At 58.7% G+C, this 23191-nt stretch carries 19 protein-coding genes; 12 read left to right on the forward strand and 7 right to left on the reverse strand.

Features of this window, described 5'->3' with window-relative positions; all coding sequences use genetic code 11:
• The first annotated feature begins 290 nt into the window (after window positions 1–290).
• The 3 genes from QCE73_RS37680 to QCE73_RS37690 all read left to right on the forward strand — a co-directional run bounded on the left by QCE73_RS37680 (window position 291) and on the right by QCE73_RS37690 (window position 1890).
• Window positions 291–830 carry a reverse transcriptase domain-containing protein gene (locus QCE73_RS37680; RefSeq protein WP_309885910.1) on the forward strand — a complete coding sequence of 180 codons (540 nt, stop codon included), beginning with the start codon at window positions 291–293 and terminating at the stop codon, window positions 828–830.
• Between the two features lie 124 nt (window positions 831–954).
• Window positions 955–1587 (forward strand): DUF6988 family protein, encoded by a 633-nt coding sequence (locus QCE73_RS37685; RefSeq protein WP_309885911.1) that lies wholly within the window; start codon window positions 955–957, stop codon window positions 1585–1587.
• An 18-nt stretch (window positions 1588–1605) separates the two neighbouring features.
• On the forward strand, window positions 1606–1890 hold the full coding sequence (locus tag QCE73_RS37690) for a hypothetical protein (protein ID WP_309885912.1): 285 nt from the start codon (window positions 1606–1608) through the stop codon (window positions 1888–1890).
• Window positions 1891–2093: 203 nt separating this feature from the next.
• Here QCE73_RS37690 and QCE73_RS37695 read toward each other — a convergent pair whose 3' ends face one another.
• The 4 genes from QCE73_RS37695 to QCE73_RS37710 form a co-directional block, all read right to left on the reverse strand.
• Window positions 2094–3392: a hypothetical protein gene (locus QCE73_RS37695; protein ID WP_309885913.1), complete on the reverse strand. Its 1299-nt coding sequence runs from the start codon at window positions 3390–3392 to the stop codon at window positions 2094–2096.
• Window positions 3393–3523: 131 nt separating this feature from the next.
• Complete coding sequence (locus QCE73_RS37700; RefSeq protein WP_309885914.1) at window positions 3524–4513, reverse strand: ATP-binding protein; 990 nt, start codon at window positions 4511–4513, stop codon at window positions 3524–3526.
• A 14-nt stretch (window positions 4514–4527) separates the two neighbouring features.
• Window positions 4528–6411, reverse strand: coding sequence for an integrase (locus QCE73_RS37705; protein ID WP_309885915.1), 1884 nt, complete (start codon window positions 6409–6411; stop codon window positions 4528–4530).
• Window positions 6401–7036: a hypothetical protein gene (locus QCE73_RS37710; RefSeq protein ID WP_309885916.1), complete on the reverse strand. Its 636-nt coding sequence runs from the start codon at window positions 7034–7036 to the stop codon at window positions 6401–6403. Before QCE73_RS37710 ends, QCE73_RS37705 begins: the two co-directional genes overlap by 11 nt.
• 203 nt (window positions 7037–7239) lie before the next feature.
• Here QCE73_RS37710 and QCE73_RS37715 point away from each other — a divergent pair, with 203 nt between their 5' ends.
• From QCE73_RS37715 to QCE73_RS37740, 6 genes are all read left to right on the forward strand, one after another.
• Window positions 7240–8895, forward strand: coding sequence for a phage integrase family protein (locus QCE73_RS37715; protein ID WP_309885917.1), 1656 nt, complete (start codon window positions 7240–7242; stop codon window positions 8893–8895).
• 182 nt (window positions 8896–9077) lie between these two features.
• Entirely contained in the window at window positions 9078–11984 is a 2907-nt protein-coding gene (locus tag QCE73_RS37720; protein WP_309885918.1) for an SNF2-related protein, read from the forward strand.
• A complete protein-coding gene (locus QCE73_RS37725; protein WP_309885919.1) occupies window positions 11981–13651 on the forward strand; it encodes a site-specific DNA-methyltransferase in 1671 nt (556 codons plus the stop codon). The genes QCE73_RS37720 and QCE73_RS37725 overlap by 4 nt, the downstream gene beginning before the upstream one ends.
• Window positions 13652–13659: 8 nt before the next feature.
• Window positions 13660–16386, forward strand: coding sequence for a DEAD/DEAH box helicase family protein (locus QCE73_RS37730; RefSeq protein ID WP_309885920.1), 2727 nt, complete (start codon window positions 13660–13662; stop codon window positions 16384–16386).
• Between the two features lie 10 nt (window positions 16387–16396).
• On the forward strand, window positions 16397–17281 hold the full coding sequence (locus tag QCE73_RS37735) for a hypothetical protein (RefSeq protein WP_309885921.1): 885 nt from the start codon (window positions 16397–16399) through the stop codon (window positions 17279–17281).
• 5 nt (window positions 17282–17286) lie between these two features.
• On the forward strand, window positions 17287–18159 hold the full coding sequence (locus tag QCE73_RS37740) for a hypothetical protein (protein ID WP_309885922.1): 873 nt from the start codon (window positions 17287–17289) through the stop codon (window positions 18157–18159).
• A 270-nt stretch (window positions 18160–18429) separates the two neighbouring features.
• Here the strand turns inward: QCE73_RS37740 and QCE73_RS37745 are convergent, their stop codons facing one another.
• Window positions 18430–18963 carry a hypothetical protein gene (locus QCE73_RS37745; protein WP_309885923.1) on the reverse strand — a complete coding sequence of 178 codons (534 nt, stop codon included), beginning with the start codon at window positions 18961–18963 and terminating at the stop codon, window positions 18430–18432.
• Between the two features lie 321 nt (window positions 18964–19284).
• Between QCE73_RS37745 and QCE73_RS37750 the strand changes: the two genes are divergently transcribed.
• Both QCE73_RS37750 and QCE73_RS37755 read left to right on the forward strand, forming a co-directional pair.
• Complete coding sequence (locus QCE73_RS37750; protein ID WP_035504542.1) at window positions 19285–19632, forward strand: DUF1778 domain-containing protein; 348 nt, start codon at window positions 19285–19287, stop codon at window positions 19630–19632.
• Window positions 19586–20068: a GNAT family N-acetyltransferase gene (locus tag QCE73_RS37755; protein ID WP_309885924.1), complete on the forward strand. Its 483-nt coding sequence runs from the start codon at window positions 19586–19588 to the stop codon at window positions 20066–20068. The genes QCE73_RS37750 and QCE73_RS37755 overlap by 47 nt, the downstream gene beginning before the upstream one ends.
• A gap of 576 nt (window positions 20069–20644) precedes the next feature.
• On the opposite strand, the gene QCE73_RS37760 is transcribed toward QCE73_RS37755, so the two are convergent.
• Both QCE73_RS37760 and QCE73_RS37765 read right to left on the reverse strand, forming a co-directional pair.
• Entirely contained in the window at window positions 20645–20833 is a 189-nt protein-coding gene (locus tag QCE73_RS37760) for a hypothetical protein (protein ID WP_035504538.1), read from the reverse strand.
• Between the two features lie 416 nt (window positions 20834–21249).
• Window positions 21250–22143, reverse strand: a complete 894-nt coding sequence (locus QCE73_RS37765; protein WP_035504537.1) for a LysR family transcriptional regulator — start codon at window positions 22141–22143, stop codon at window positions 21250–21252.
• Between the two features lie 169 nt (window positions 22144–22312).
• Between QCE73_RS37765 and QCE73_RS37770 the strand changes: the two genes are divergently transcribed.
• Window positions 22313–23191: cytosine permease (locus QCE73_RS37770; protein WP_309885925.1), on the forward strand; the 879-nt coding region annotated here is incomplete at its 3' end.

Raw genomic sequence — 23191 nt, forward strand, 5'->3', positions numbered from 1 at the left:
AGTGAACCATCGAAGATGTTCGATAATTGCAATGATGTCAAAACCGAGGACTCGACAACGCCTCGGGACCAGTCAAGCGGCAACCTGAACGTTGGCTTGACGGCATCCGGCATAGAGGTGGCGCGACCTTCCTGCAGGCATGGATACGGAACTTGGGAACCTGTCGTCTCGATGCCAAGGGAGACGCTCAAGCGGAGAACCCGTGAGAGCCAGAGTACCAATGCGAGGCACAGGGGCGGAGTCATGCGTAGTAGCGTCGAAAGGGTTGTAATGACCTCTGGAGCGAAGGCATGACCTTGTCCGGTGGAGACCATGGAACAACTGCAACGCGGGAAGATTCCCGGGTCTCCACCAAGTCGTTCGAGATACCCAAGCGGTTGATCTGGGAAGCCTGGAAGCGCGTGGCCGCCAACCAAGGCGGGCCGGGTGTGGATAGGCAGAGTATTGAGCTATTCCGCAATCGCTTGGCGAGAAATCTATATGCCCTGTGGAATCGAATGAGTTCGGGGAGTTATTTTCCCCAACCGGTCAAAGAGGTGTTGATCCCGAAGGGGGACGGGTTTCGTCCTCTCGGGGTGCCGACCATCACTGACCGCGTGGCTCAGATGGCCGTCAAGTTACTGGTTGAGCCGGAAATTGATGCGATATTCCATTCTTCATCGTTCGGTTATCGTCCCAACAAATCGGCGAAACAAGCCGTGGCGCAAGCGAGAAGGAACTGTTGGCGCTACGACTGGGTAGTCGACATTGATTTGAAGTCCTTCTTTGACACCATCGACCACGAGCTTCTCGGACGGGCGGTAGAAAAGCACGTCCGTCCCCGGCGTTGAAATACCCGAAGAACGACCAGCCGGTGTCGTTTGAGGGGCACGACTTCGTGCCTCCAGTGTTTGGCGCAATCGACGACGCATGGCGTCGTGTCAACTGACCACGGAAAACGGAACGAGGCGGTAGATGATAGTCGATGACGACGCATTATTTCGGGCTCGACAGCGCTCCAGCAATTGGATGGTTTCGAGCGCGCGCTTACTCGACGGCGTCACGTTCGCAACGACAATGCGCAGCCGCGTCGCCGTGGCGCTTCAACATCTGTGTATCGAGCACCACCAAGGGACGCATACGTTGATCGAACAGAACGTGCGCGGATCGGCATTTGCACTTTACCGACCACAGTTTGAGGCATATGCACGAGGACTTTGGTATCAGTATTGCGCGTCAGATGCGGACGTAAAGAGATACGTGAATGGCACGGAGCCGCCGAGGATTGGCAAGATAGCGAGCGACCTTGCAACGGTGACGGGAGACCCAGGACGCGTGGTTGAGGCCGTTAAGGAAGGGACGTGGGCGGCAATGTGTGCCTTCACGCATGGGGGCGCAGTACAAGTTAAGGCGCGATCGGCGAACGATGAAATTCGCCAAAACTACAGCGATCGTCATGCTGCCCAATTGCTTGATTCGGCGGCCGTTCTTTCTTATCTGGCGGCACTCGCGATTGCTGCAGTAGCGAATGACAGCGACCTCGCAAAGCGGCTTCAAGAAGCACATGAACCAATCTTTGATAGCGTCTATCTGCGGGATGACGCATAGGAAAACACTGGTACGCGCATGAGTCAAACCGCATCCCAAGCAAGCGAACATCTTGCACATACACTAGGAAAATTCATATTCAGGGACCTGAGTGAGGAAGAGTGCCGTGCGGCGCTCGCGCTGGCCGGCTCCTTGCCGGATGGCGCTGTCATTAAAGACTTCATTGTTGCAGCGAGCGAGAAGGAGGTAGCGCGCGCCGGCCTTCCTGCGCAAGTCGCGCAGACGCTGGCGCCGCTGGTCATGAGCCTTGGAAGCATTGCTTATGCAGCTCGATTTAGCCCCTTGTTTGATGTGCGTAGTTAGAGGACGGAAAACGAGATGAAGGTTTTGCTAGATTTGGGCGATTTGGATGCGGGTTGTCAAACGAACTAACTTTGGGACGATTTCGCCACTAAAGTTGGGACACTCGTGACGAACGTACCGTGCTGAATAGAGAAGTCCTTTCAAAATAGCTGTTTGGCGTAAAACGGAAGTAAAGATGAGACACTTGTGCAGATTGCCGTCAGTCACGACGTCGCGATTGTCGATCTCGCCGGCAGAGGGATGCTGTCGTTGCGCCGAAGCGTCGCCAGTTCACACGGGCGCGCAAGCCACCCGATGAGAAAATAATTGCCTCGGTTCTGCATGAAGCTGGCAATGCGCGACCAGATCCGGGCTGAGCTCATAAGGTCTTCGTAAAGCCAGCAGATCAATTGGTCGCGCCATGCGCATTGCGATACGTCGGCGGGCCGGTGAGGCAAGTGCGCAAGCCATCCAGCCAGACCCAGCGCCGGCGTGGATAAGCGATCCGTCGGCACACATGCGCGTGTGAGCCCGTACCAACTCATCAACCAACCGAGCGCTGTGGCGCTATCGCTGCCAAGGTCTCGTGATGAGACCACGCATTGATGACCTGGTCGCGCCAAGAGGGCGGAGGCATGGGCGGGACAGAGCACGTTACCGAAGAGTTGGCGTCGGACGCGATCGACGGTGTGCTCGTACTCACGAAAGCCTATTCCAAAATGCGGCCAATCAATTTGTAAGTAGTGCAGAGCTGCGTCGGTTGGCCCGTCGTCGTCGGCCACCTTCAAACGACGAGTTGAGCCAGCGGGCGCGAAGGCGGGGTTCCTGCGGAGCACCTCGAGTGATGACGGCGGCGGCACGTCATAGAGCCGGTTCAGTAGCCGCATATATCCAGCCTGATTGGCCGTACGCCCGTCGAGCCAAGGTGCGGGTTGGACGATAAATCTTCCCGTGTTCGGATCGCGGCGCCGAGCCGCCGGAGCAGTTAGTGGTACGGCGGTGTCGGCAACAAAACTCTGCCACCTCTGTAAGACCCGGGCAGCTTGGCCCATGATCGGCGTACACCGTCCTGCCGGTCGATCCAATCCGGGGACCCAGCACGTGTTGCAGCGCGCGCACGACAGCGGATGCGCCGCCATGTCACGAGCGAGGACGTAGGGAATGACGGCTGCGCATTGGCGGCAGCCGCGGCGCAGACGACGCCGGTGTATCGGGCAGCGTTCGATGAATCGCCACTGAAACAACGCGGCATGAAAGCCCTGCTCGAGGCACGTGGGGCAATAGCGGAGTTCGGTACTCGCCCAGCCCAGTGCGGGACGGGCAGTGCCGCAGCAAAACCCTATGCGGGCCGAGCCATCGGAAGTCTCCAGTACGTCGGCGAGTTTGTCGATCTCAAACCGATCGGCACGCCGAAGATCCACGCCATCGGCCAGCGCTTCGTCCGGGCGCACGGCAATCAAGCGCGCCAGCGAGTGAATGGGCAGCCGATTGTAGAGCGAGAATTTCGAGAGTCGCATCCACATGGATTCGCCAGGGCTGCTCCATTCAGGCCGCGCGGTATAGCGCGGCGGCGATGCCGTGCACACCGGCAACACCACGGGTCGCCAGCTCTCCTCCTCGTGCGATCGCGACGCTTCACGCATGCAGCGGGCGCTCACGATCGGGTGCGGCCGATCAGCGGCCAGTGATTGCCGATAACAACGAACGCCCCGCTTTTTGTCCCATCACATACCGGCTGCGCTCCACCATCGCGGCCCAGAATGCGCCGTCGAAACGCAGGGTCTCGCTGTCCTTGCTGGCGCTCAGCAACAATGCCGCCTCGACCGCTGCGGTGAAGTATTTCATTGGAATCTCGACCGGGCCATCCAGGTTGGCCTTGATGTGTGCGTCCTCGAAGGCATCCCACAGCCGGCCAGCGGATTCCCCGATACGCAGGCCGGCTGCATGTGCTTTGGGCACTCCAGCCCGAGTGCTCGGGATACTCACCGTGGTCGTACGCCGAGAGGACGGCGGCGCATTCTGCCGCCGAGACGATGCCCCGAAACGCGAGTTCTTCAACCATGAAGCGCGCAACAATTTGTTCCTTGTCCTGCGCCTGAAAGGCTGACTTCTGCGCCAGCAACTGTGGCTGTCCGACCAGGAAGGTGAAGAGGCGCAGCGCGTTGTTTTCCATTTCGTCGTGCAGATCACGCAACCACTCGTACTCGATCTCGCGCAGGTTTTGCGCCTCATCGGCGAACAGCACGACGCGATCGTCGCCCTTCTTGTCGGCCACCTGTCGGAGTTTGTGCAAGAGGCGGCCGCGCAGCGCCGTCTTGGAGGCACCACTTTGCGCGGGATGGTTGACCGTGTGCAGCAGCGCCGCAAAGAAATTATTTTCTGACGCCGTTTGCGAACGGGTACAACGCATCTTGTACACCGACACCTTCGGTTGGCGGTGCCCCAGGTCTCGGCGGATGAACTCGATCGCATAGCTCTTGCCGATACGCGGACGTCCGTGGATCAACGCACCCGTGATGTACAGGAACAGACACTCGTCGATGAGGCTGCGAAACGCGGCAATCGACGGCGTGGGAACGCGATAAATGCGCCGACCCAGGGGATGCTCGTCCAGCGGGATCGGTCGTTCAATGTCCTTCGACATGCGCGTTCCTCCTGTCAACGGTTTTGCACCTTCAGATCGCCAAGATCAACGGGCACAATCACGTCGTCTGCTGGCCGGGCACGAGAGCGGGGCGTCTGCGAGGTGCCCACTTGCGTGTCGGCGGCATCAGCCTCGGCCACCTGTGAGAGTTGCAGGATCACGGTGCCCTGTTTGCGGCTCCGCTTACGGGCGCGGCGCTGCTCCTCGGCGAATACGTGTACCGGATCCTGCTCCCCGGCAAACTTGAGCTTGCCCAACCGTCGTTCGCGGAGAATGTGCTTGCGCAGGCGCATCGTGTGCCGGCTGTAGCGCCAGCCTTCGAGCGCGGCGAGGCGTCCGAGGTCGGCACCGTTCGCCAGGTATGCCCAGGCCTCCCGCATGTCACCGGGATTCGGATAGACGCGGATCTGCTCGCCAATGAGGCCTGAAGTGCGTTGGAGGACTTCGTTGCTGTAGCGGGCGCCGTAAAAGCTGATGTACGGGGCGATGCCGCGCGCCACGTTGCCGCGTACGGTGCATCGATGCAAGGGCTGCAACTGGTGCAGCCTGGCGCGCAGCACCTGGGGTAGGGTGCGGATCGGCGCTGGGTTATGTTCGATAGCCAGTTGCAGCGCCTCCAACGGCGTGCGGCCATTTAGGCCGTCGTGCGGGGTACCGTGATAGTTCGCGACGACTACGTCCAGCAACTCTTCGAGCTCCGGTAAGGTCGTCAATTGCTCGACCGGCGCCCGCTTGCCGCGCTGTCCGAGGCGATCGTCCGGATGACGACCGGTGGTCCCGGTGAGCTTCCGCGACATGCGGTCCGTGAGGGTGAGAAAGAACCGCTCGATAAAGGGACGCGCCGTCGGCTCTCCGACGGGGCCCGCTTCGAGGCGGCAGCCGACAAATTGGCAGACTGGCAAGAACATGTCCTCGGTCAAGTGCGCGGCAGCGTTGTCGACCTTCAGGACGTCCCAGCAGGCATATGCGGCCTCAGAACAGACTTCCGTCGCGAAGCCAGCGGTGGGCCGATAGGTAAGGCCAGGAATCATCAACTGGTCGCGCTTGCGTCGGGGCCGTAGTGCGTCCTGCAAGGCTGCCAGGACATCATGGTGGTTATATTCGGATGCCGGCACGACCTGCCAGCCCAGAACGACGCGGGTGCAAACGTCGATCACGGTGATCACGAACAAGCGCTCAGTTTCCAGATCGACGCTAATGCCAGACGGTTCCGTGAAGCGCACGCGAAGGCGCAGGTCCAGCTTGTGGCCATCCAGTTCAATTACCGAAAATGGTCGAACCGTGGCATGCCACGTGTCGGCTGGGCCGTACCAACGACGCAGCGGAATTCGGGCTTCAAGTCGCAGTCTGACCCAGCGCGCCAGAGATCGGTAGCCCATCTCATGGGCGCAAAAAGGGTAGGCTCGGGTGCTTAGGCCGGCTTCCCGGCAAGCTGCGATCAGCTTTAGCTGGACGTCGCGCAGTCCGTAAAGGCGTCCCCGCTCGGTGATGCCCAGCTTGCCCGAGCCAATTTCGCGTTCCACGATTCGCGCGAGCTGGGGCAGTTGTTCGAACAACTGCCCCAGCGCTCCGGTGAGGCCACCCCGGTCTGAACGGCGGCAAGCGGGCACGACCCGACGATGGCCTTGGGTCCTGGTGTGCGGAATCAATCCGCGAAATCCCTGAATGCGACCATCCTGATGAAAAGCAAGGCAGCGCTCGATCAGGCGATTCAAAGCGCCACGAGCAATCCCAAAGTCCCGCTTCAAATCGGCGAAACGTGCCCCACGCAGATATGCTTGTATCGCACCCTCGCGTCGTCGGTAAATCGCCAGACGCTCGGGGTCCATCGCGCTCGGATCAATCCCGGGCCACACGCTCGCATCGATCAGCGCCTCGGGAATGTCGCTACGCCGCATGCGAAGACCCTCGATCACATCGGATGAACCTTGTTTGCCGGCTCAACGGCAACGTGATCAGGTCCGTGCTGGCAAGTTGACCGCTGTGCAGCGCAGCGATCACGGCGGTTCGCACGAGCACGGCGTCGTGACGCGCGAAATGATGTTCGGCGTGCTCCAGCGTCGCTTCTGCATTGAAGAAGCGGATAACGTTCTCGCGCAAAGCCGGGTCGATCAGGCGACTACCGGTTGTCAGGTACGGAAGTAACGACATCCAGTTTTGAATCCAGACCCGATGATGCTCAAGATCCTTGGTGAAAATGATCTCGGTGTGCGGAGCATGTGGGGTCGATGGGTCCGTGTCCGGCAAGTTGATGTGGTCGTCAACGTCGTCGCCGAGCACGAACCAATGCGCTGTTCTGCCACGTTCGGCCCAGAAATCCGCCACGGGCTCCGATCCATGCTCACCAGGCAGCGCGGGTCGTTCACAGTACTTTGTCACATCTGGGTTGGCCTCGAGCATAATCCAGAGACGCACTTGCGCGACCGAGGAAAACGCGATCGGACGATGAAGCTTTGGCGCCCAAACGTGATGAAGCGTTTGGTTTGGAAGACGCCGCACCGGTAACGGGATGGGATCGGTCATGAAGCGTGTCTCCGCTTCAGCAATGTCTCAACTTTAGTTCAAATTTCATCAATGTCACGACTTTAGTTCAATTGAATTTGACGCAAAGTTGCGACCTTCGATGGCCGGTTCGTTGACTGGCGGCGGTTTCCGGCCTTAGAGGGGGTTACATCTTTACTTCGATTGACAACGGGCAGCCGAAGCTCACGGCGGTGACGTTCCGCATGGTGACCGACGCCGCGCAGCTGGCGGCGTTGCCGCCGCATCCGGATCACGCGATCGGCGCGTGGCTTCGTCCGCGCGTGGCGCGGCGTCTGAAAGGCGAGGGCATCAAGACGCTGGGCGAACTGGTCGCGTTCTGCAACCGGCGGGGTGGCAGCTGGTGGCGCTCGATTCCGCGCATCGGCCCGGGTCGAGCGCGGGCGATCGTCAGTTGGCTACGGCGCCACGAAAAGTCGCTTCAGTTGACGGTCGCGGTCGACGTTGATTCGGTCGAGCACGATGGCGTGCCGCTGGTGGCGGCCGAAGTCGTCGAAGTCGTGCCGGCCACCAAGGTGACGGGAGGCGGCCCAGCCAGCGGTCCAAGCTGCAGCGGTCCGGGCGGTAATTCAGAGGCGGGCCGACTGACGTTGGCGCCGCTCGAACGCCTCGCCGTGCCACACGCGCTCTCCGGCGCGCATGGCGAAAACCGCTCGGCCGCGTTCTGCTATATCCAGGCGAACCACGACCTCGATGCGGTGCGCGCGTATCTGAACCGCTTTCGGGATCAGCCGAAAACCTTGCGGGCGTACACCAAGGAGTTGGAACGGTTTCTGTTGTGGGCGGTGGTGCTGCGCGGCAAGGCGTTGAGCGATCTACGCGTGGACGACTGCGAGGCCTATAAGGATTTTTTGAAAAGCCCCGATCCGCGGTTCGTGGGCGAGCGCTTCCCTCGGCACTCGCCGCGTTGGCGACCGTTCGCCGCGTCGGCGGAGGGCTCGGCTTCGCTATCGCCTGAATCACAGCGGTACATCGTTCGCGTACTGCGGAAGGCATTCGCCTGGTGGGTGGATGTGCGCTATCTGGCCGGCAATCCCTGGAAGGCGGTCAACGATCCGATGGTGGTCAAGCGCGAACGCGCGATGAAGATCGAACGCGCCTTGCCGGCTCAGTTGTGGCGCAAGCTACGCGTGGAGCTCGATATGCGCTCAGCGGAAGAGGGCGCGATGCAATGGCGGGCGGTGCGGGCCGCGATTTTGATGATGGGCGATTCGGGTCTGCGGCGCGAAGAAGCCGCAAGCGCCCAGCGCAAGAATCTGCGCCCTTCATCCTTTGGGACCCTCGAGCGACCGGTCTGGGAGCTGACCATCGTTGGCAAGGGCCAGCGCGAACGCACGGTGCCGGTGAGCGCTGCGACGCTGGCCGCGTTGCGCGCGCATTGGCGCGATCGGGCTCAAGATTTCGACGGCGCGACCGAAGAAGACAAACAGAGCGGGCCGCTGCTGAGCCCTGTCATCATTCCGTGGACCGACGCGTCGCGCCGACGACATCGAGCTGAGCAGAGTGATCACGGGCAGCCTGCGAATGAAGCGGGCTACACCGCGGATGGACTGAACCGGCTGATTAGTCGGATGGTCACCGAACTGGTCGAGACCATGGATCAGTGGAGTCTCGATGAGCGAGTGCAGTTGGGACAGGCTAACGCGCACGCGTTCCGACATACCTTTGCAACCCAGTCCGTCGCGGAAGAGGTGCCCGTCGATGTCGTTCAGAAAGTGCTGGGTCACGTATCGCTGCAGACCACGACCGTCTATGTTCAAGCTGAAAAGCAGCGCGTAGTCGAAGAAGTTGCGGGCTACTACGCCCGCGTCGCTATGGGGACGGCTAAAGATGGGCTATAGGTGCGGCGAGCGGACAGCGACGGGCCGATCCATCGAAGGTCAAATCCGACGGCGGATTCCCTTAAAATGCGACCCTTAGCCGTAAGACGCGTACGGAATGATGAAAGCGGCGTGATCGAACGGCCTGGACTATCTGCGAGTGTGCGTGACAGCCAGTTAACTTTCCCTCCGTTATTAGGGCCATGCTTGCCGAGATCCTACATCGTGGGGAAGAACAAAAAAATGCAGGTGTTCAAGAAAGGCTTTGCCGACCAATGACGACCTCCCCGAGACTCACGAAGCATCAAAGCAGTTTCTTCGCGCACCGCATTACGCTCGAAGGGATTGGCGATGATGCCCTCGCGCAATCTCTGTCGACCGCCCGCGTCGACATGAATCCGCATCAGGTCGATGCCGCTCTCTTCGCGTTATCGTCGCCCCTGTCCAAAGGGGTTGTCCTAGCCGATGAAGTCGGCCTTGGAAAGACGATTGAGGCCAGCCTTGTCATTGCGCAGCGATGGGCGGAGCGCAAGCGGAAAATCCTTCTCGTTGTTCCGGCTTCATTGCGCAAGCAATGGAGCCAGGAACTGATTGAAAAATTCTCGCTGCCATCGACGATCATCGAGAGCAAGACCTACAACCAGGCCAAAAAGACCGGAAACCCGCGTCCGTTCAACGTGGCAGACAGCATCCTCATCACGTCCTATGAGTTCGCCGCCACGAAGGCGGAGGACGTTCAGCGCGAGCAATGGGACCTCGTGGTTTATGACGAAGCGCACCGGCTGCGGAACGTCTATAAGCAGGGAACCGGGCTGCGAGCGAAGCGCCTGCGCGACGCGACCGCTAATCATTTCAAGATTCTGCTGACGGCAACGCCGCTGCAGAACTCATTGATGGAGCTCTACGGCCTGGTGTCCGTTATCGACGAGCATTTCTTCGGCGATGAAAAGAGTTTCCGCGCCGCGTATGTCAGCGCGTCGTCGTCAAACAATTCGTTCCTGTTTCTGCGCAAGCGCCTTGAGGCTGTCTGCAAACGGACGCTACGCCGGCAAGTCCAGCAGGCGGGCCTCATCAAATACACGGCGCGCAGTCCGCTCACCCTGTCATTCGAGCCGTCTGACGACGAAGCGCGGCTGTATGAAGGCGTATCACACTACCTGCAGCGCCCGGGCACCATCGCATTCGGCGACCGGCCGAATGCGCTCGTGACGCTCGTGGTCCGCAAGATCCTGGGCTCTTCCACGTTCGCCGTCTCTGAAACGCTGGCCAAAATCATCGAACGGCTGCGCGACAAGCAACGTCCCTCCATCGAAACCTTCGTCGATTACGACACCATCGACGAGACGGCCGAAGAGTTTGACGATGACGCGGACGAGGAAGACGAAATCGATCCGGTCAAGCTCGCGGCCGAGATTGCCGAGCTCGAGGAATATCGCGCCCTGGCTCTGACCATCGGCGAGAACGCGAAGGGCGGCAAGCTCGTCAGCGCCCTGCCTGCGGCGTTCGACACGATCGAGTCGAAGGGCGGCCTGCGGAAAGCGGTGATCTTCACCGAGTCCGTCCGCACGCAGCGTTACCTTGCCGATCTCCTGGCCGCGAGCGGCTACGGCGATGAGATCGTTTTGATGAACGGCCAGAACAACGATCCGGCGAGCGGCGCACTCTACCGCGACTGGCTGGCCCGTCACCACGGATCGGACGCGATTTCAGGATCGAAGACCGCCGACATGAAGGCCGCAATCGTTGAGGCGTTCCGCGATCACAAGTCGATTCTGATCGCTACAGAATCTGGAGCAGAAGGCATCAACCTGCAGTTCTGCTCGTTGCTCTTCAACTTCGATCTTCCGTGGAACCCACAGCGCGTCGAGCAGCGGATCGGCCGCTGCCATCGGTACGGCCAGAAGATTGATGTCACTGTCGTCAACTTCCTCAACCTAAAGAACCGGGCCGAGCAGCGAGTCTTTGACCTGCTCGACAAGAAATTCAGGCTGTTCGACGGCGTATTCGGGGCCAGCGACGAAGTCCTCGGCGCCATCGAACGCGGCGTCGACATCGAGAAGCGCATCCTGGAGATCGTCCAGGCTGCCCGTAACGAAGAGGAAATCAACGCCGCGTTCGACCTGCTGCAGACGGACCTGCAGGCGCAGATCAGCGAGCAGGTTCTCGACGCACGCAAGCGGCTGCTGGAAAACGTCGACGAGAAGGTCATCAGGCAACTGAAAAACCGGGATGGCGAGATTCGCAAACATCTCTCCGACTTCGATCGCGATCTTCTTTGGATTGCCCAGGCCGAGTTGCCGGAAGCGGAATTTCATGCGGATGACGAGCGCCGCTTCAATTACGAGGGGCACACCTACACGACCGAATGGCCGATTGCTGACGAACGCGGCTGGCAGTTTTTCCGCCTGACCGAGGGCACGCTGGCCCAAAAGGTGATTGCCGATGCCAAGAATCGCCAGTTCGACGGCGCCAATCACCTCCGGTTCGATCTGTCAGCCTACCCCGGTCGGCTCGCCGACGTTGAGCCGCTGCGAGGATCAAAAGGCTGGCTACGCGTGGCCAAGTTGCGTGTGAATACCGCCGCCGTAGTGCGCGACTATCTGGTCCTCTCGACCACCGCGGATGAGGGGGATGCCCCACATCCCGAAACGATGGAGCGTCTGCTGTCGGTGCCTGCGCATGACGCCGGCCCGGCAACTGCCACGCCGGTAACCGATCTCGACGCCATCGAAACCGCTCGCCGGGCCGACCTTATCGCCTTGGCGGAGGCGGAAAACGACGCATGGCTTGAAGAGGAAAGCGAAAAACTCGACGCCTACGCCGATGACCTGGAACGGGCCTTCGAAGCAGAGGTCAAGGCGATCGACACTGAAATTAGAGCCGCCAAAAAGGCCCTACGGGGTTCGAACCTGGCGATGAGCGAAAAACTCGCGGAAAAACGCCGCATTAGCGCGCAGGAAGCAAAACGGGACAAGATGAAAGCAGCATTTTTTGATCGGAAAGCCGAGATCCGCGCCGAAGTGGAATCGATGCTCGACACAATCCAGGAAAGCCTCAAACTCGCCCCTGAACTGACACCGCTGTTCACGGTGCGGTGGGAGGTCGCATGAAAAAGCCACGTCTCGAACTGAACTGGATAGGCAAGGACGATAGGCAGAATCTTGAGCCGCGTATTCTCCTTGAGGATCCGACTAAGTCATATCATGCCAATGGTCGCATCACCGAGAACGACATATTCGATAATAGCCTGATCTTTGGGGATAATCTTCTTGGTTTGAAATCCCTAGAATCTGAATACGCAGGCAAAATCAAATGCGTCTTCATTGATCCGCCATATAACACGGGAAGCGCCTTTGCGCAGTACGACGATGGCCTTGAACACTCGTTATGGCTTTCTCTTATCCGTGACAGACTTGAAATAATCAAACGGTTAATGTCGGACGCTGGGTCTTTGTGGATCACGATCGACGACAACGAAGCGCATTACTTGAAAGTTCTTTGTGATGAGATTTTCGGACGCGGAAACTTCGTTGCTACATGTGTCTGGGAAAAAGACAAAGGTGGCCGTGGAGACGCGGACATTTCCCTCTCGCACGATAATATCTTGGTATATGCCAAGGATCGGTCGATATGGGGCAAAAATCGTAATCTGATGCCCCGGACCGAAACACAACTCGGGCGCTTCAAAAACCCTGACAACGATCCGCGCGGACCTTGGCGGCAGGGTGATGACGGGACAGCCAAAAGCGGCACGGAAAAGCAGCGTTTCCCTGTCGTTCTTCCGTCCGGCAGAACGACCACACCGCCGCCAGGCAGATTTTGGGCTTTTTCAAAAGAAACCCTAGCTACCGCCCGCGCAGAAGGGCGTGCGTATTTCGGTGCTGACGGTGATCGGCTCCCAATCATCAAAAGGTATTTGACCGAAGTGAGAGACGGCGTCGCACCGAGAACTTGGTGGACCGGCGATGACGTAGGCACCAATCAGCAAGCAAAGCGTGATCACCTGAACAAACTTTTACCGGACGTAGAGCCTTTTGCCACGCCGAAGCCCGAAGGTTTGCTGCAGCGCATTCTGCACATCGCCAGCAATGCGGGTGATTTGGTCCTGGATTCGTTCGCAGGTTCCGGCACGACCGGGGCTGTTGCGCACAAGATGGGCCGCCGGTGGATCATGATCGAACTCGGCGAACACTGTCACACGCATATTATTCCGAGGCTGAAGAAAGTTATTGACGGTGAAGATCCCGGCGGTGTTACGGAAGCCACAGAATGGAAGGGCGGTGGAGGTTTCCGCTACTACAAGCTGGCGTCCTCGCTACTCGCAAAGGACAAATGGGGCAATTGGGTCATCCAGTCCGACTACAACCCTGCCATGCTTGCAGAGGCGGTCTGCAAGCTCATGGGCTTTACCTATGCACCGAGCGAGCAGTCTTACTGGATGCACGGCTATTCGTCAGAACGTGACTTCATCTATGTAACCACGCAGAGCCTGACGCGTGATCAATTGCGCGCTATCTCTGAAGAAGTCGGGGACGACCGCAGCCTGCTCGTTTGCTGCAAGGCGTTCAACGCAAAGCCAGAGGCCTTCGCGAATCTGACCATCAAGAAGATCCCCCTCGCAGTTCTGCGCAAGTGTGAATGGGGCAGGGATGATTACAGTCTCACCGTCCAGAATCTGCCGGAAGCGAAGGCAGAACCGATCGGTGCACAACCTAAACCGTCGTCGAAGCGCCGGGCTGTGAAGCCCCAAGCAGACCTGTTTGCGGAAAAGGAATAAATACAATAATGAATCGAGAGCTGCATAGCATCACCCAACGATTGTCCCTCCGCAAACCGCAAGCGGATTCCCTCGAAATCCTGACCGAAGCGCTTCAACGCGTAGCGCTCGGGAAGGACATTGCCGATGGCCAGGCACTCGCGGCCATCCGTGAGAGATGGCCGTCCTTCCAGGCTTTCGAGCGCGACTTCCCGTCGCTCTGTTTCGCGCTCGCAACCGGCGTCGGCAAGACCCGTCTGATGGGCGCCTTTATCTCGTACCTCTACCTGACAGGGCAAAGCCGCCACTTCTTCGTGCTCGCGCCGAACACGACGATTTATAACAAGCTGATCGCGGATTTCACGCCCGGACACCCGAAATACGTCTTCAAAGGGATCGCCGAGTTCGCGACGAATCCGCCGCTCATCATCACGGGCGACAACTATGAGAGCGGTCGCGGCGTCCGGCTTGCCGATGGGCGCGCCTCCGATCTGTTCGGCAGCGACGTTCACATCAACATCTTCAACATCGACAAGATCAACAAGGAAGAGGGTCCCCGCGGAACACCGCGGATGAAGAAGCTGCAGGAGACCATCGGCGAGAGTTACTACGACTATCTCTCCCAGCTCGACGACCTTGTCGTCGTGATGGACGAGGCCCACCGTTACCGCGCGAGCGCGGGAGCCAAGGCGATCGATGGCCTCAAGCCGATTCTGGGCCTCGAGCTGACCGCAACGCCTAAAACGGTCGGCGCAAAATCGACGTCTTTCCAAAATGTCATTTACAGCTATGGCCTTGGGGAGGCGATGGCTGACGGTTTCGTGAAGGAACCGGCGGTCGCGACCCGCAAAGACTTCGATCCAAAATCGGTGTCCGAAGATCGGCTCGAGCAGATCAAGCTCGAGGACGCGGTCCACAATCACGACCACGTCGCCGTCGAGCTCGATCGTTACCATCGTGTCACCGGGCGGCCCAAGGTGCATCCGTTCATCCTCGTTGTCGCACAGGATACCGATCACGCCCGTCGTATCCGTGCCTACGTGGAATCCGAAGATTTCTTCCGCGGACGTTTCAAGGACAAGGTCGCTGAGGTGCATTCGGCGTTACGCGGCGAAGAAAGCGAAGAGGCGACCCAGCGGCTGGTAGCGCTCGAGCAGGATGGCCGCACGGAGATTGTCATTCACGTCAATAAGCTCAAAGAGGGCTGGGACGTGACAAACCTCTATACGATCGTGCCGCTCCGGGCATCGGCCTCGGATATCCTCACGGAACAAACCCTTGGCCGCGGCCTCCGGCTGCCTTATGGCGAGCGGGTCACGCATCACGACGAAGAGGACTTTGCCGCCGTCGACCGCCTGACCGTCATTGCCCACGACCGCTTCGACGAGATCATCCAGAAGGCGCGCGAACCGGGCTCGATCGTCATGAAGCAGATCGAGATCGGTGATGGCTGCGATGTGTCGTCGGGCGGCGCAACGCTCGTCACGGCTCCCTCGATCGCGGAGATCATGATCACCGGCACGGGACCATCGCTGCCAGGGCTAGACGCTCCTGCCGCCAAGCCTGTGCTGACGCTCGAGACTCCCGAAGAAACGCGAACCGCAGAAGTGACACTCGAAGTCATCCGGCGCTTCGAGCGCAAGCTCGGCAGCGCCGATGAACTGCGTTCGACCGACGTTCAGCGCCAGATCGTCGCGGCGGTCCAGGACATCGTTCGCCCCGTCCAGAGCACGCTTGAGGGGATTGTCCCGGCCCCCCGGGTCGAAGAGATCGTTTCAGCGGTTACGCAGACGGTCGCAGATCGCACCCTGTCGATCCCGCAGATCTTGGTCTTGCCGAAACGGCAGGCCACGTTTCAGTTCGCAGACTTCGATCTCAAGGATCTCACCACGATCAATGTTCGCCCGATCGACGACGGCCTTGTCATCCAGACCCTGCGGACCGAAGCGCGGACATACCTGGCCAAAACCGTTGACGATCCGCGGGAAAAGCACTTAGAAGATTACCTGGTGCGCTTCCTCATCGAACGGAACGAGATCGACTACGACGCCCACTCTGACCTCCTCTACAAGCTAGCGAGTCAAGTTGTCACCCGCGTTAGCTCCTACCTCGAAGATCCTGCGGATGTCGAGAACGTCCTTTTGCGCAATGGCCGGCAACTGGCCGACTTCATATTTGCGCAGATGATGCAGAACTACCATGAAACCCCGCTTGGCGAGGATGATTATGAAGTTCGCGTGACGCGAGGCTTCATGTTGCTGCAGCCGCAGCCTTTCAACGTCGTTCCGGGGCAGAAAGTCAGGGACTTCCGGCAGGTGGTCTCGCCGTTGTCCGACACCAAGCGGCAGGTCTTCGGTGGCTTCAAGAATTGCTGCTATTCGCTACAGAAATTCGACTCCGATCCGGAGCGCCGGTTTGCTGTTCTGATCGATGCCGACCCGACGGTCGAGAAGTGGTTAAAGCCGGGTCGCGCTCAGTTCCAGATCGAATATCGCTCGGGCGACAATTACGAGCCTGACTTCGTGATCGAGACCAAGACTGGCATGGTGATTTGTGAGGTGAAAAGCAAGGACGAGCTATCAGATCCCGTCGTCCAGGCTAAGGCGAAAGCGGCGACGAAATGGTGCCAGGCAGCGACGAAACATGCGGCCGAGAGCGGTGCGAAGCCTTGGTCATATGTCCTGTTGGGCGATAATCAGATTATGGGCAGCGCCACACTTACCGGGCTGGTTTCGAAATTTTCGCAGGGGTCTTAAAAAGCTAGCTATGAGAACCGATCTGCCAGCAGACATAGCGGCACTGGTAGCATGCCCTCCAATCTATCGGTTGCTAGGTGTGGCCGAGAAGGTCCACGGAAAACATTTGAACCATGTGTGGAAAGGCCTCGCTGGCGTACCTTGGGTTGACGAGCCTGGTATCCCGGTTTTCGTAAAATACTTGTCCGACTCGGCGCAACTTTGCATCGAGTTGGCGTGCGGACTCGCGTCTCAGGTCTTGAAACTTCCCGTACCGAGTCCCGCACTTGTCGTAGCTGAGCTTGAGGACATTCCGTCATATCCTTCTGCTGTTAAAACCGGACCACTCATTCTGTTCGGCAGCCTTTTTCAAGCACCCGATCCTTTTCTTGCAAGAAGGCTCTCGGAAGACGATCGTGCGGAGGACTACATCTGGGGCCAAATTTGTAGCGATGCCGTCGGACCCATCGGAGCGGCATGGGACGAACTGGTGGCGAACCCTGATCGGCACGCGCAAAACCTGATCTTCGACGGATTGAAATGGTGGCTCTTTGACCACAATTTGGCGCTCCAACCGCTTTCGAAAATCTATGCGACGCTTGAGCATGACAGCGCGCAAGCGCGAATCGTCGAGCACATGGCAAGAGTGAATCAAATCCTCGATCAACTTAAGAAACGGCGTCAATCGGGCCAAGAAATCCTGACACAGGCCGACAAGCTCGCTCGACAAGCGAAGAAGCTAAAATTCCTTGCAGTCGAGATGAGAAAATGGGAGGTACGACATCCCCAACTCTCGGAGATCCTGAAGGTTGCGGCCATCATAGTCGACCTAATAGCATTGCGCCTAGCACCGCTCGTACTATTCATTGAAAAGCGATTGGATGTACCGCGCGCCGAAGCATTATGGACGGAGTAAAAACCATGAACGCATGGGAATTACCGCCGATCGCCGCACATGCTGCACCGGTTCTCTGGTCGCCGAATGCGTCGACGGGGGAGCGATTTGTGGCGATAGTTGTGATTCGGTACGACGCGCCGGCGCCTGGCGTGTCGAATGCGCACGTTGCCTTCCATCTCAAGCAATTGAAGGCAATGATCGGGAGCAAGCGTGCAACCTCTGCATTGGGCATTTTGGAGCATGTGGCTGCCTTCATGCGTGACCAAATGCTTGAAGGAGCGGCTTTCGATGATTTGATCGCTCCGTTTGATGGTTTCACGGTCGGAAAGGCTATGCGGATCCGCGGGTACTCGGAAAAGCAGGTCGTTGACGGAGCTATTCGATCACTTTCGACTTTTGGATCGCGGGATTCGTACGAGGCGGACGGCGATGTCAATCGGCGGAATTCGATGCCAACCAGTCAGTTCCTGAGGTACCTCAGATCATCGTTTGCTCGGGAAGACGAGGAACGAAAGGCTCGATTCAATAAACGCTTGAAGTTACACGGGGCCGCTGAGATGACTATCGACTATGCTCACGGTAGGCATCTAGTCCAAGTCACGAGTCTGCCGTCTTCAGCCGCTCACCTTATCTCACTTCAAAAAGAAGCCGAAAGCAAAGTCCTCGAACTTGACATTACGGCGTCGCTTCTACGAGAACAGTCAGCTCCGACGCAGCCATCACTGCTCGTCAATACGACGTCCCTGGCATTGGCTGTGATGCCGGAATCGAAGCGCATCGCCGACGAACTCTTCGATCGTCTGAAATTTGTGAGTAGCCGGAAAGGGATCGAGCTGTTACAAGCAGGCAGCCCGAAGGAAGCTGCGGGGATATTGTCCGAGCTGGAAATTCACTAATAAGAAAAACTGTTTTCCGCCGTGTGCACGCTCGCGTCGCCGCGCGAAGCTGTCACGACCGGCGAGTTTAGAGTCTGAGCTGTTCAGCGGGCGAGGCAGCCGGATACTTCGTTGTAAGTCTCCGCCGCGCGCGCATACGCGCGGCGAGCGCTCATTACTGATTGCTGAGGCGAAAGACTCGAGAGATCAGATGTCCGCGCTCTCGTCCCATAGCAGTCACTAGCGCAGGTAGCGCCAGCGCGAAATTCCCTGCGAGCGGCGCGCCCACGGTTAGGGAAGGTCCCTGAGCCGTTGGCTGATTTCCCGTCGAGCGTGCCGTGGTAGCCGCTCAACGAGACGCCAGATAAGGTCCACATATTCGGCATCCCCTTCTTCCGGTGGCGTACCTTTGGGCGCTGGGGTCGGTAACAGAGCAAGGCGTGCGGCGGCACTCGGTGTTAGACCGAAGCGGGCACAGAAGGCAGCAAGACTACGCATCATTTCGGCGAAAAGCGGATGCCCCGAATCAATCGGATCCGAAAAATTCTTCAACGCCCGCTCGGTCGTACGCCCATCCATCTCTCCACCTTTGCCGTTGTATTTGGCGTAGAGCGCCGGGGTGTTGCCGATATAGCCGATATATTTGCTAGGCCCGAAAAGATACGTCCCGTCGGCATTGCGCACCGCGTACCACGCTCGGGCGTACGCCATGGTCCGGATGATTGGATGGTCGTCTGGAACCTTCGCGATTTGCTGGTTGTACTCAAAAACGCCGGCAACGGCGTCGTCGACGCTGGTCACGATAGGCGGCACGCTGGTCGTCATGATAGGTCCTCGTTGTTCAACAACGCGATCGTACACACGAACTACGTGTTATTCAATGAAAAATGAGAAATAGCGAACTTGTTTATTTTTGCAGGGTAGCCCGTTTGTGCCTATGGAACTGGTGACAAAATGGCACCAATTGGTTGCAATGTGTCACCGCCTGCTATATACTTCATTCTCCTTCTTCGGAAGGCGAAATGCGTTTAATGACGCTACAGGACAGGGCATGTTGCCCCTTTGTCAATTACAAGCGAGAACCAGTCGCCCATGTCATCGCCGGGAGGCGGCACAGGGCCGGTTCGATATAGGAAGGAATAGCAAATGGCTATCAGGCACGACAGCGATACGGAAAACTCCGTTCGCGGGCGAATCACTGCCCGGTTAAGTGCGGAGAAGCAGGAGGTTCTGCAGCTTGCTGCAGATCTATCGGGTAGCACCCTCAACCAGTTCGTTGTGCAATCAGCACTGCGGGCGGCGGAGCAGGTGATCGAACAGGAAGACGTCATCCGGTCCATTCGGCTGACGGTGGAACAGTCTCAGCGTTTCTTTGCGTTGCTCGATGAACCGGCCAAGCCGAACGAAGCGTTGCAGCGCGCAATGGAACGTTTTCGGAAAACTAAAATTGGAAAAACAAATTCGAAGTCTGGAATCGAAGGACGACCGCAGTAGTTTTGATTGCGGCGTTCCTACGCTGAATGATTGGCTGAAAAAAACAGCTAAGCAGCATCAGGAAAAGAATCTTTCTCGTACATTCGTCGCGATTCAGCCCAGCGATCCACACCGGGTCGCCGGGTACTACGCTCTTGCCGCTACCTCGGTGGAAACCGCGGGCATGTCTGGCAGAAAACTCCCCCGGAATGTATCCGCAGTGCTCTTGGCACGGCTCGCCGTTGACAAGAACAATAAAGGTCAGGGCCTCGGCGAATACCTTTTAATGCATGCGCTTGATGCGATCGTTAGCACGGCTGAAATTGTGGGCGTTCAGTGCGTTGTTGTTAACGCCGTCGATGATGACGCCGCCAGTTTTTACAAGAAATATGGCTTCGAGCCGCTTACCGAGGATCCGCTCACGCTGTTCCTGCCGGTAGCGTCGATCCCCGGTTGAACTCGGGGCTGACTTGAAACGTGTTGATGCATAGATAGCGTCCGATGCCCGTGTGTCCCCGCCCTAGAGCAGCGCGAGAGCTTGACATAACGCCGTCATCTCGACGGCGACATACATACATAAACATCGCCACGATGAGAGCGTTAAGTCAACCGCTAATCACGGCCCGGAGGCGGGCGGTTTTGGTGCAGTGCAGACCCGTGTGTATGCGGCGAGAATGAAAAAGGGCCGCCCATGTCGAGCGGCCCCAAGGCAAAACATGAAACTTATTGAATACATGTTCTGGAGAGAGACCTGTTTAACGGCACCGCCCTGGCAAACTTTAGCTAGTCCCGCCGTGCAGGATTGCCACGAGGCCGGGGAAATACACGTCGCACCGCTCGGCGTGAGAGCTTGCGCCCCGATTCGGGCAGTCCGTTAGCTGCGAGGCGAGGTCCGTCATTGGGAAGTCCGGGCCGAGGCGGGCCACGAGCCGCGCCAGTTGATACTTGCCCCGCCGTCCGCAGCGCGAGCAGGCGATATCCAGATGACTCGCTTTCGCGGCTACGTCCCCGAGGGCTACGCTACCGGGTGTCGTCATTCCTCTATAAAGATGCGGTCCGGGTACAGGCCGGTATCGGAGGCGGCCTGCTCGACCTCCTGTGTGGACTGAAAGGCGCCTAGCTCGCCTATGACCTCCTCTCCCGCTGTAAGCCGCCCACCCCATAGGCCGCCCGGCAGGGGGTAGATGTGCAAGATAACGGGCTCGTCTTTGTTGTGTTCCATTATTCGTATCTCCGGGTACACCGCGCGCGTCAATACCTATCGGAACACATACCCGTTCAGAACAGGGCGCCTTGCGAGTTCCGCGCGAACTCAAACCGGCAGCGCGGCGGCCCTCTTTGACGGGTTGCCGTCGCTTGCGCTGCGGCCCGAATGCGATTACATGTTGATTCCGGGCCTCTGCGCCCGCAATCGCTTTTTCGGCAGGGCCATTGAGTGCTTCGGCAGAGAAGGCTTCCACGGGGTCCACTTTCGGCCGTTCGGTCGGATCCTCGGGCGGAGATCCGAGGGGCGGCACCAAGACTCGAAACGGTCGCTAGGAGGCTGCTCTGTCCCGTCTGTGAGTCACGCGGACATTGCTGGTCCCTCTAACGGAATTTTTTTGTCCGTGGGACATATTTGGCGCTACCAAGAACAATTCAGGACTTCATGAACCGGTCGCGCATCACTTCAAGAAACGCGGCCGCCGGCCGCGGCAACTGCGTGGTCTGCGGCGCGGCGACGACAACCCGTTGCGCAGGAATCGTGGAGTCCAGAGGCCGGCAAACGATGGGCCGGCCGTCGTAGCTCGTATCGCCGACAGGGCGAGTCACGAGAATCGAAATTCCATGCCCGTTCGCGACCAGCGATCGGATCATCTCGACAGAACGCAGTTCCAGCGCGACAGATGGCGATACGCCAGCCAACCGGAACAGGGAAAGAAAATAGTCACGGCTGTGCGGCATGTCCAGCAGGAAGAACGGCTCAACTGTCAGCTCCCTGATTGAAACAGCAGTATGCTTTGCCAGCCGATGCCCCTCCGGGAGCAGAGCATAGGGTGATTGCTCGCCAACAGCGTGAAGCGTCACCTGACGCGCGAGATCCATATCGTAAATCAGCGCCAGATCGAGCGTGCCTCGCTCCACCTCTTCGACAAGTTCCTCCGTATCGCCTTCCTGGATCGTCAACCGGACATCGGGATAGTGATTCTGAAAATGCCGGATGATCGGCGGAAGATGGCGCGCGCCGAGCGTCGCGAAACAGCCTACCGACAGGTCGCCCACGACGCTGGCAGTATCTCGTGCGCCGAGTTGCGCCGCGCGCTGCATCAGTTCCCGTGCTTCCTTATAGCGGCGTTTGCCTGCGGCAGTCAACTCCAGGCCACGGCTCGGGACACGCGTGAAAAGCCGCTCACACCACAACGCCTCCAATTCGCCAATCGCGTGTGAGATCGAAGGCTGCGACACGTTCATCGCCTTCGCGGCCGCCAAAGCGCCGCGATGTTCTACCGCTGCCATGAAATATTCGATCTGCCGCAACGTGAAGTGTATCAAGATATTTGATATACAGAATTAAAAACCGACATTTTTTATTATACGGCGACTTCCCTACTATCTGTGCATGGTCGCGCCGTTTCGGGATCGTCGATCCGAATGCTGCGTACGTTCCGTTCCATAGCGCCGGGTTACTTCCGGCATCCATCACCACTTCAAGGTTCACGCCATGGCCACCTCGAAAGAAGTTGGCGCTTCCGCGTCAGTGATAGAGAAGCGTTCGCTTGACTACATTCCCGAAAACGAGCGCCACGGCACGGCGTTTGGCCAGTTCACGCTGTGGCTCGGCGTCAATCTGAATATCACTGCAATCGTCACGGGGGCGCTTGCCGTCGTGTTAGGCGGCGATGTCTTCTGGTCATTGATCGGTCTTCTCATCGGCCAGGTGCTGGGCAGTATGGTGATGGCTCTGCAGGCATCGTTCGGTCCAAAAATCGGTCTGCCGCAGATGATCCGCAGCCGCGTGCAGTTTGGCGTGTTCGGCGCGGTCATTCCGCTCCTGCTCGTGAGCTTCCTTTACGTAGGATTTTCGGCAGGTGGGACATTGCTCGCCGGACAAGCTGTCGCCCGGATCCTGCGCATTAGTGACTGGCAGGGCATCGTCGTGTTCGGCATCGTAACGCTGCTTCTCGCAACGCTCGGATATCGTACGATCCACTCGATCGCCAGGGTGGCCAGTGTGGTGGGCGTCTGTGCGTTCGTCTATATGTTCGCCGCTCTACTGGCACATCACGACATTGGCGGCCTGCTTGCGCAGCGGAACTTCGTCGCGAGCCACTTCGTGTTCGCCGTCTCGCTGGCGGCCGCCTGGCAGATATCGTACGGGCCCTATGTGGCCGACTACGCGCGTTATCTTCCCGCCAGCACGTCGCGCGTCAGGATTTTTCTGGCCGCATCGCTCGGCACGGTGATCGGCTCACAGGCATCCATGACGTTCGGCGTCTTCGCAGCGGCGCTCGCCGGTGCCGCCTTCTCGGGACGCGAGGTGCAGTTCGTGGTCGGGCTCGGCGCGACAGGCGCCATGGCGATGGTGCTGTACTTCATTGTC

It is taken from the genome of Caballeronia sp. LZ029 (genome assembly GCF_031451275.1).
GTDB lineage: Bacteria > Pseudomonadota > Gammaproteobacteria > Burkholderiales > Burkholderiaceae > Caballeronia > Caballeronia jiangsuensis.

Bases quoted from the DNA above. Each gene is read 5' to 3' on its own strand.
- QCE73_RS37750 (WP_035504542.1), top strand. From the start codon at position 19,285: ATGGCTATCAGGCACGACAGCGATACGGAAAACTCCGTTCGCGGGCGA.
- QCE73_RS37745 (WP_309885923.1), bottom strand. From the start codon at position 18,963: ATGACGACCAGCGTGCCGCCTATCGTGACCAGCGTCGACGACGCCGTT.
- QCE73_RS37695 (WP_309885913.1), bottom strand. From the start codon at position 3,392: ATGTGGATGCGACTCTCGAAATTCTCGCTCTACAATCGGCTGCCCATT.
- QCE73_RS37735 (WP_309885921.1), top strand. From the start codon at position 16,397: ATGAGAACCGATCTGCCAGCAGACATAGCGGCACTGGTAGCATGCCCT.
- QCE73_RS37710 (WP_309885916.1), bottom strand. From the start codon at position 7,036: ATGACCGATCCCATCCCGTTACCGGTGCGGCGTCTTCCAAACCAAACG.
- QCE73_RS37760 (WP_035504538.1), bottom strand. From the start codon at position 20,833: ATGGAACACAACAAAGACGAGCCCGTTATCTTGCACATCTACCCCCTG.
- QCE73_RS37720 (WP_309885918.1), top strand. From the start codon at position 9,078: ATGCTTGCCGAGATCCTACATCGTGGGGAAGAACAAAAAAATGCAGGT.
- QCE73_RS37690 (WP_309885912.1), top strand. From the start codon at position 1,606: ATGAGTCAAACCGCATCCCAAGCAAGCGAACATCTTGCACATACACTA.
- QCE73_RS37700 (WP_309885914.1), bottom strand. From the start codon at position 4,513: ATGTCGAAGGACATTGAACGACCGATCCCGCTGGACGAGCATCCCCTG.
- QCE73_RS37705 (WP_309885915.1), bottom strand. From the start codon at position 6,411: ATGCGGCGTAGCGACATTCCCGAGGCGCTGATCGATGCGAGCGTGTGG.
- QCE73_RS37740 (WP_309885922.1), top strand. From the start codon at position 17,287: ATGAACGCATGGGAATTACCGCCGATCGCCGCACATGCTGCACCGGTT.
- QCE73_RS37730 (WP_309885920.1), top strand. From the start codon at position 13,660: ATGAATCGAGAGCTGCATAGCATCACCCAACGATTGTCCCTCCGCAAA.
- QCE73_RS37680 (WP_309885910.1), top strand. From the start codon at position 291: ATGACCTTGTCCGGTGGAGACCATGGAACAACTGCAACGCGGGAAGAT.
- QCE73_RS37725 (WP_309885919.1), top strand. From the start codon at position 11,981: ATGAAAAAGCCACGTCTCGAACTGAACTGGATAGGCAAGGACGATAGG.
- QCE73_RS37685 (WP_309885911.1), top strand. From the start codon at position 955: ATGATAGTCGATGACGACGCATTATTTCGGGCTCGACAGCGCTCCAGC.
- QCE73_RS37715 (WP_309885917.1), top strand. From the start codon at position 7,240: ATGGTGACCGACGCCGCGCAGCTGGCGGCGTTGCCGCCGCATCCGGAT.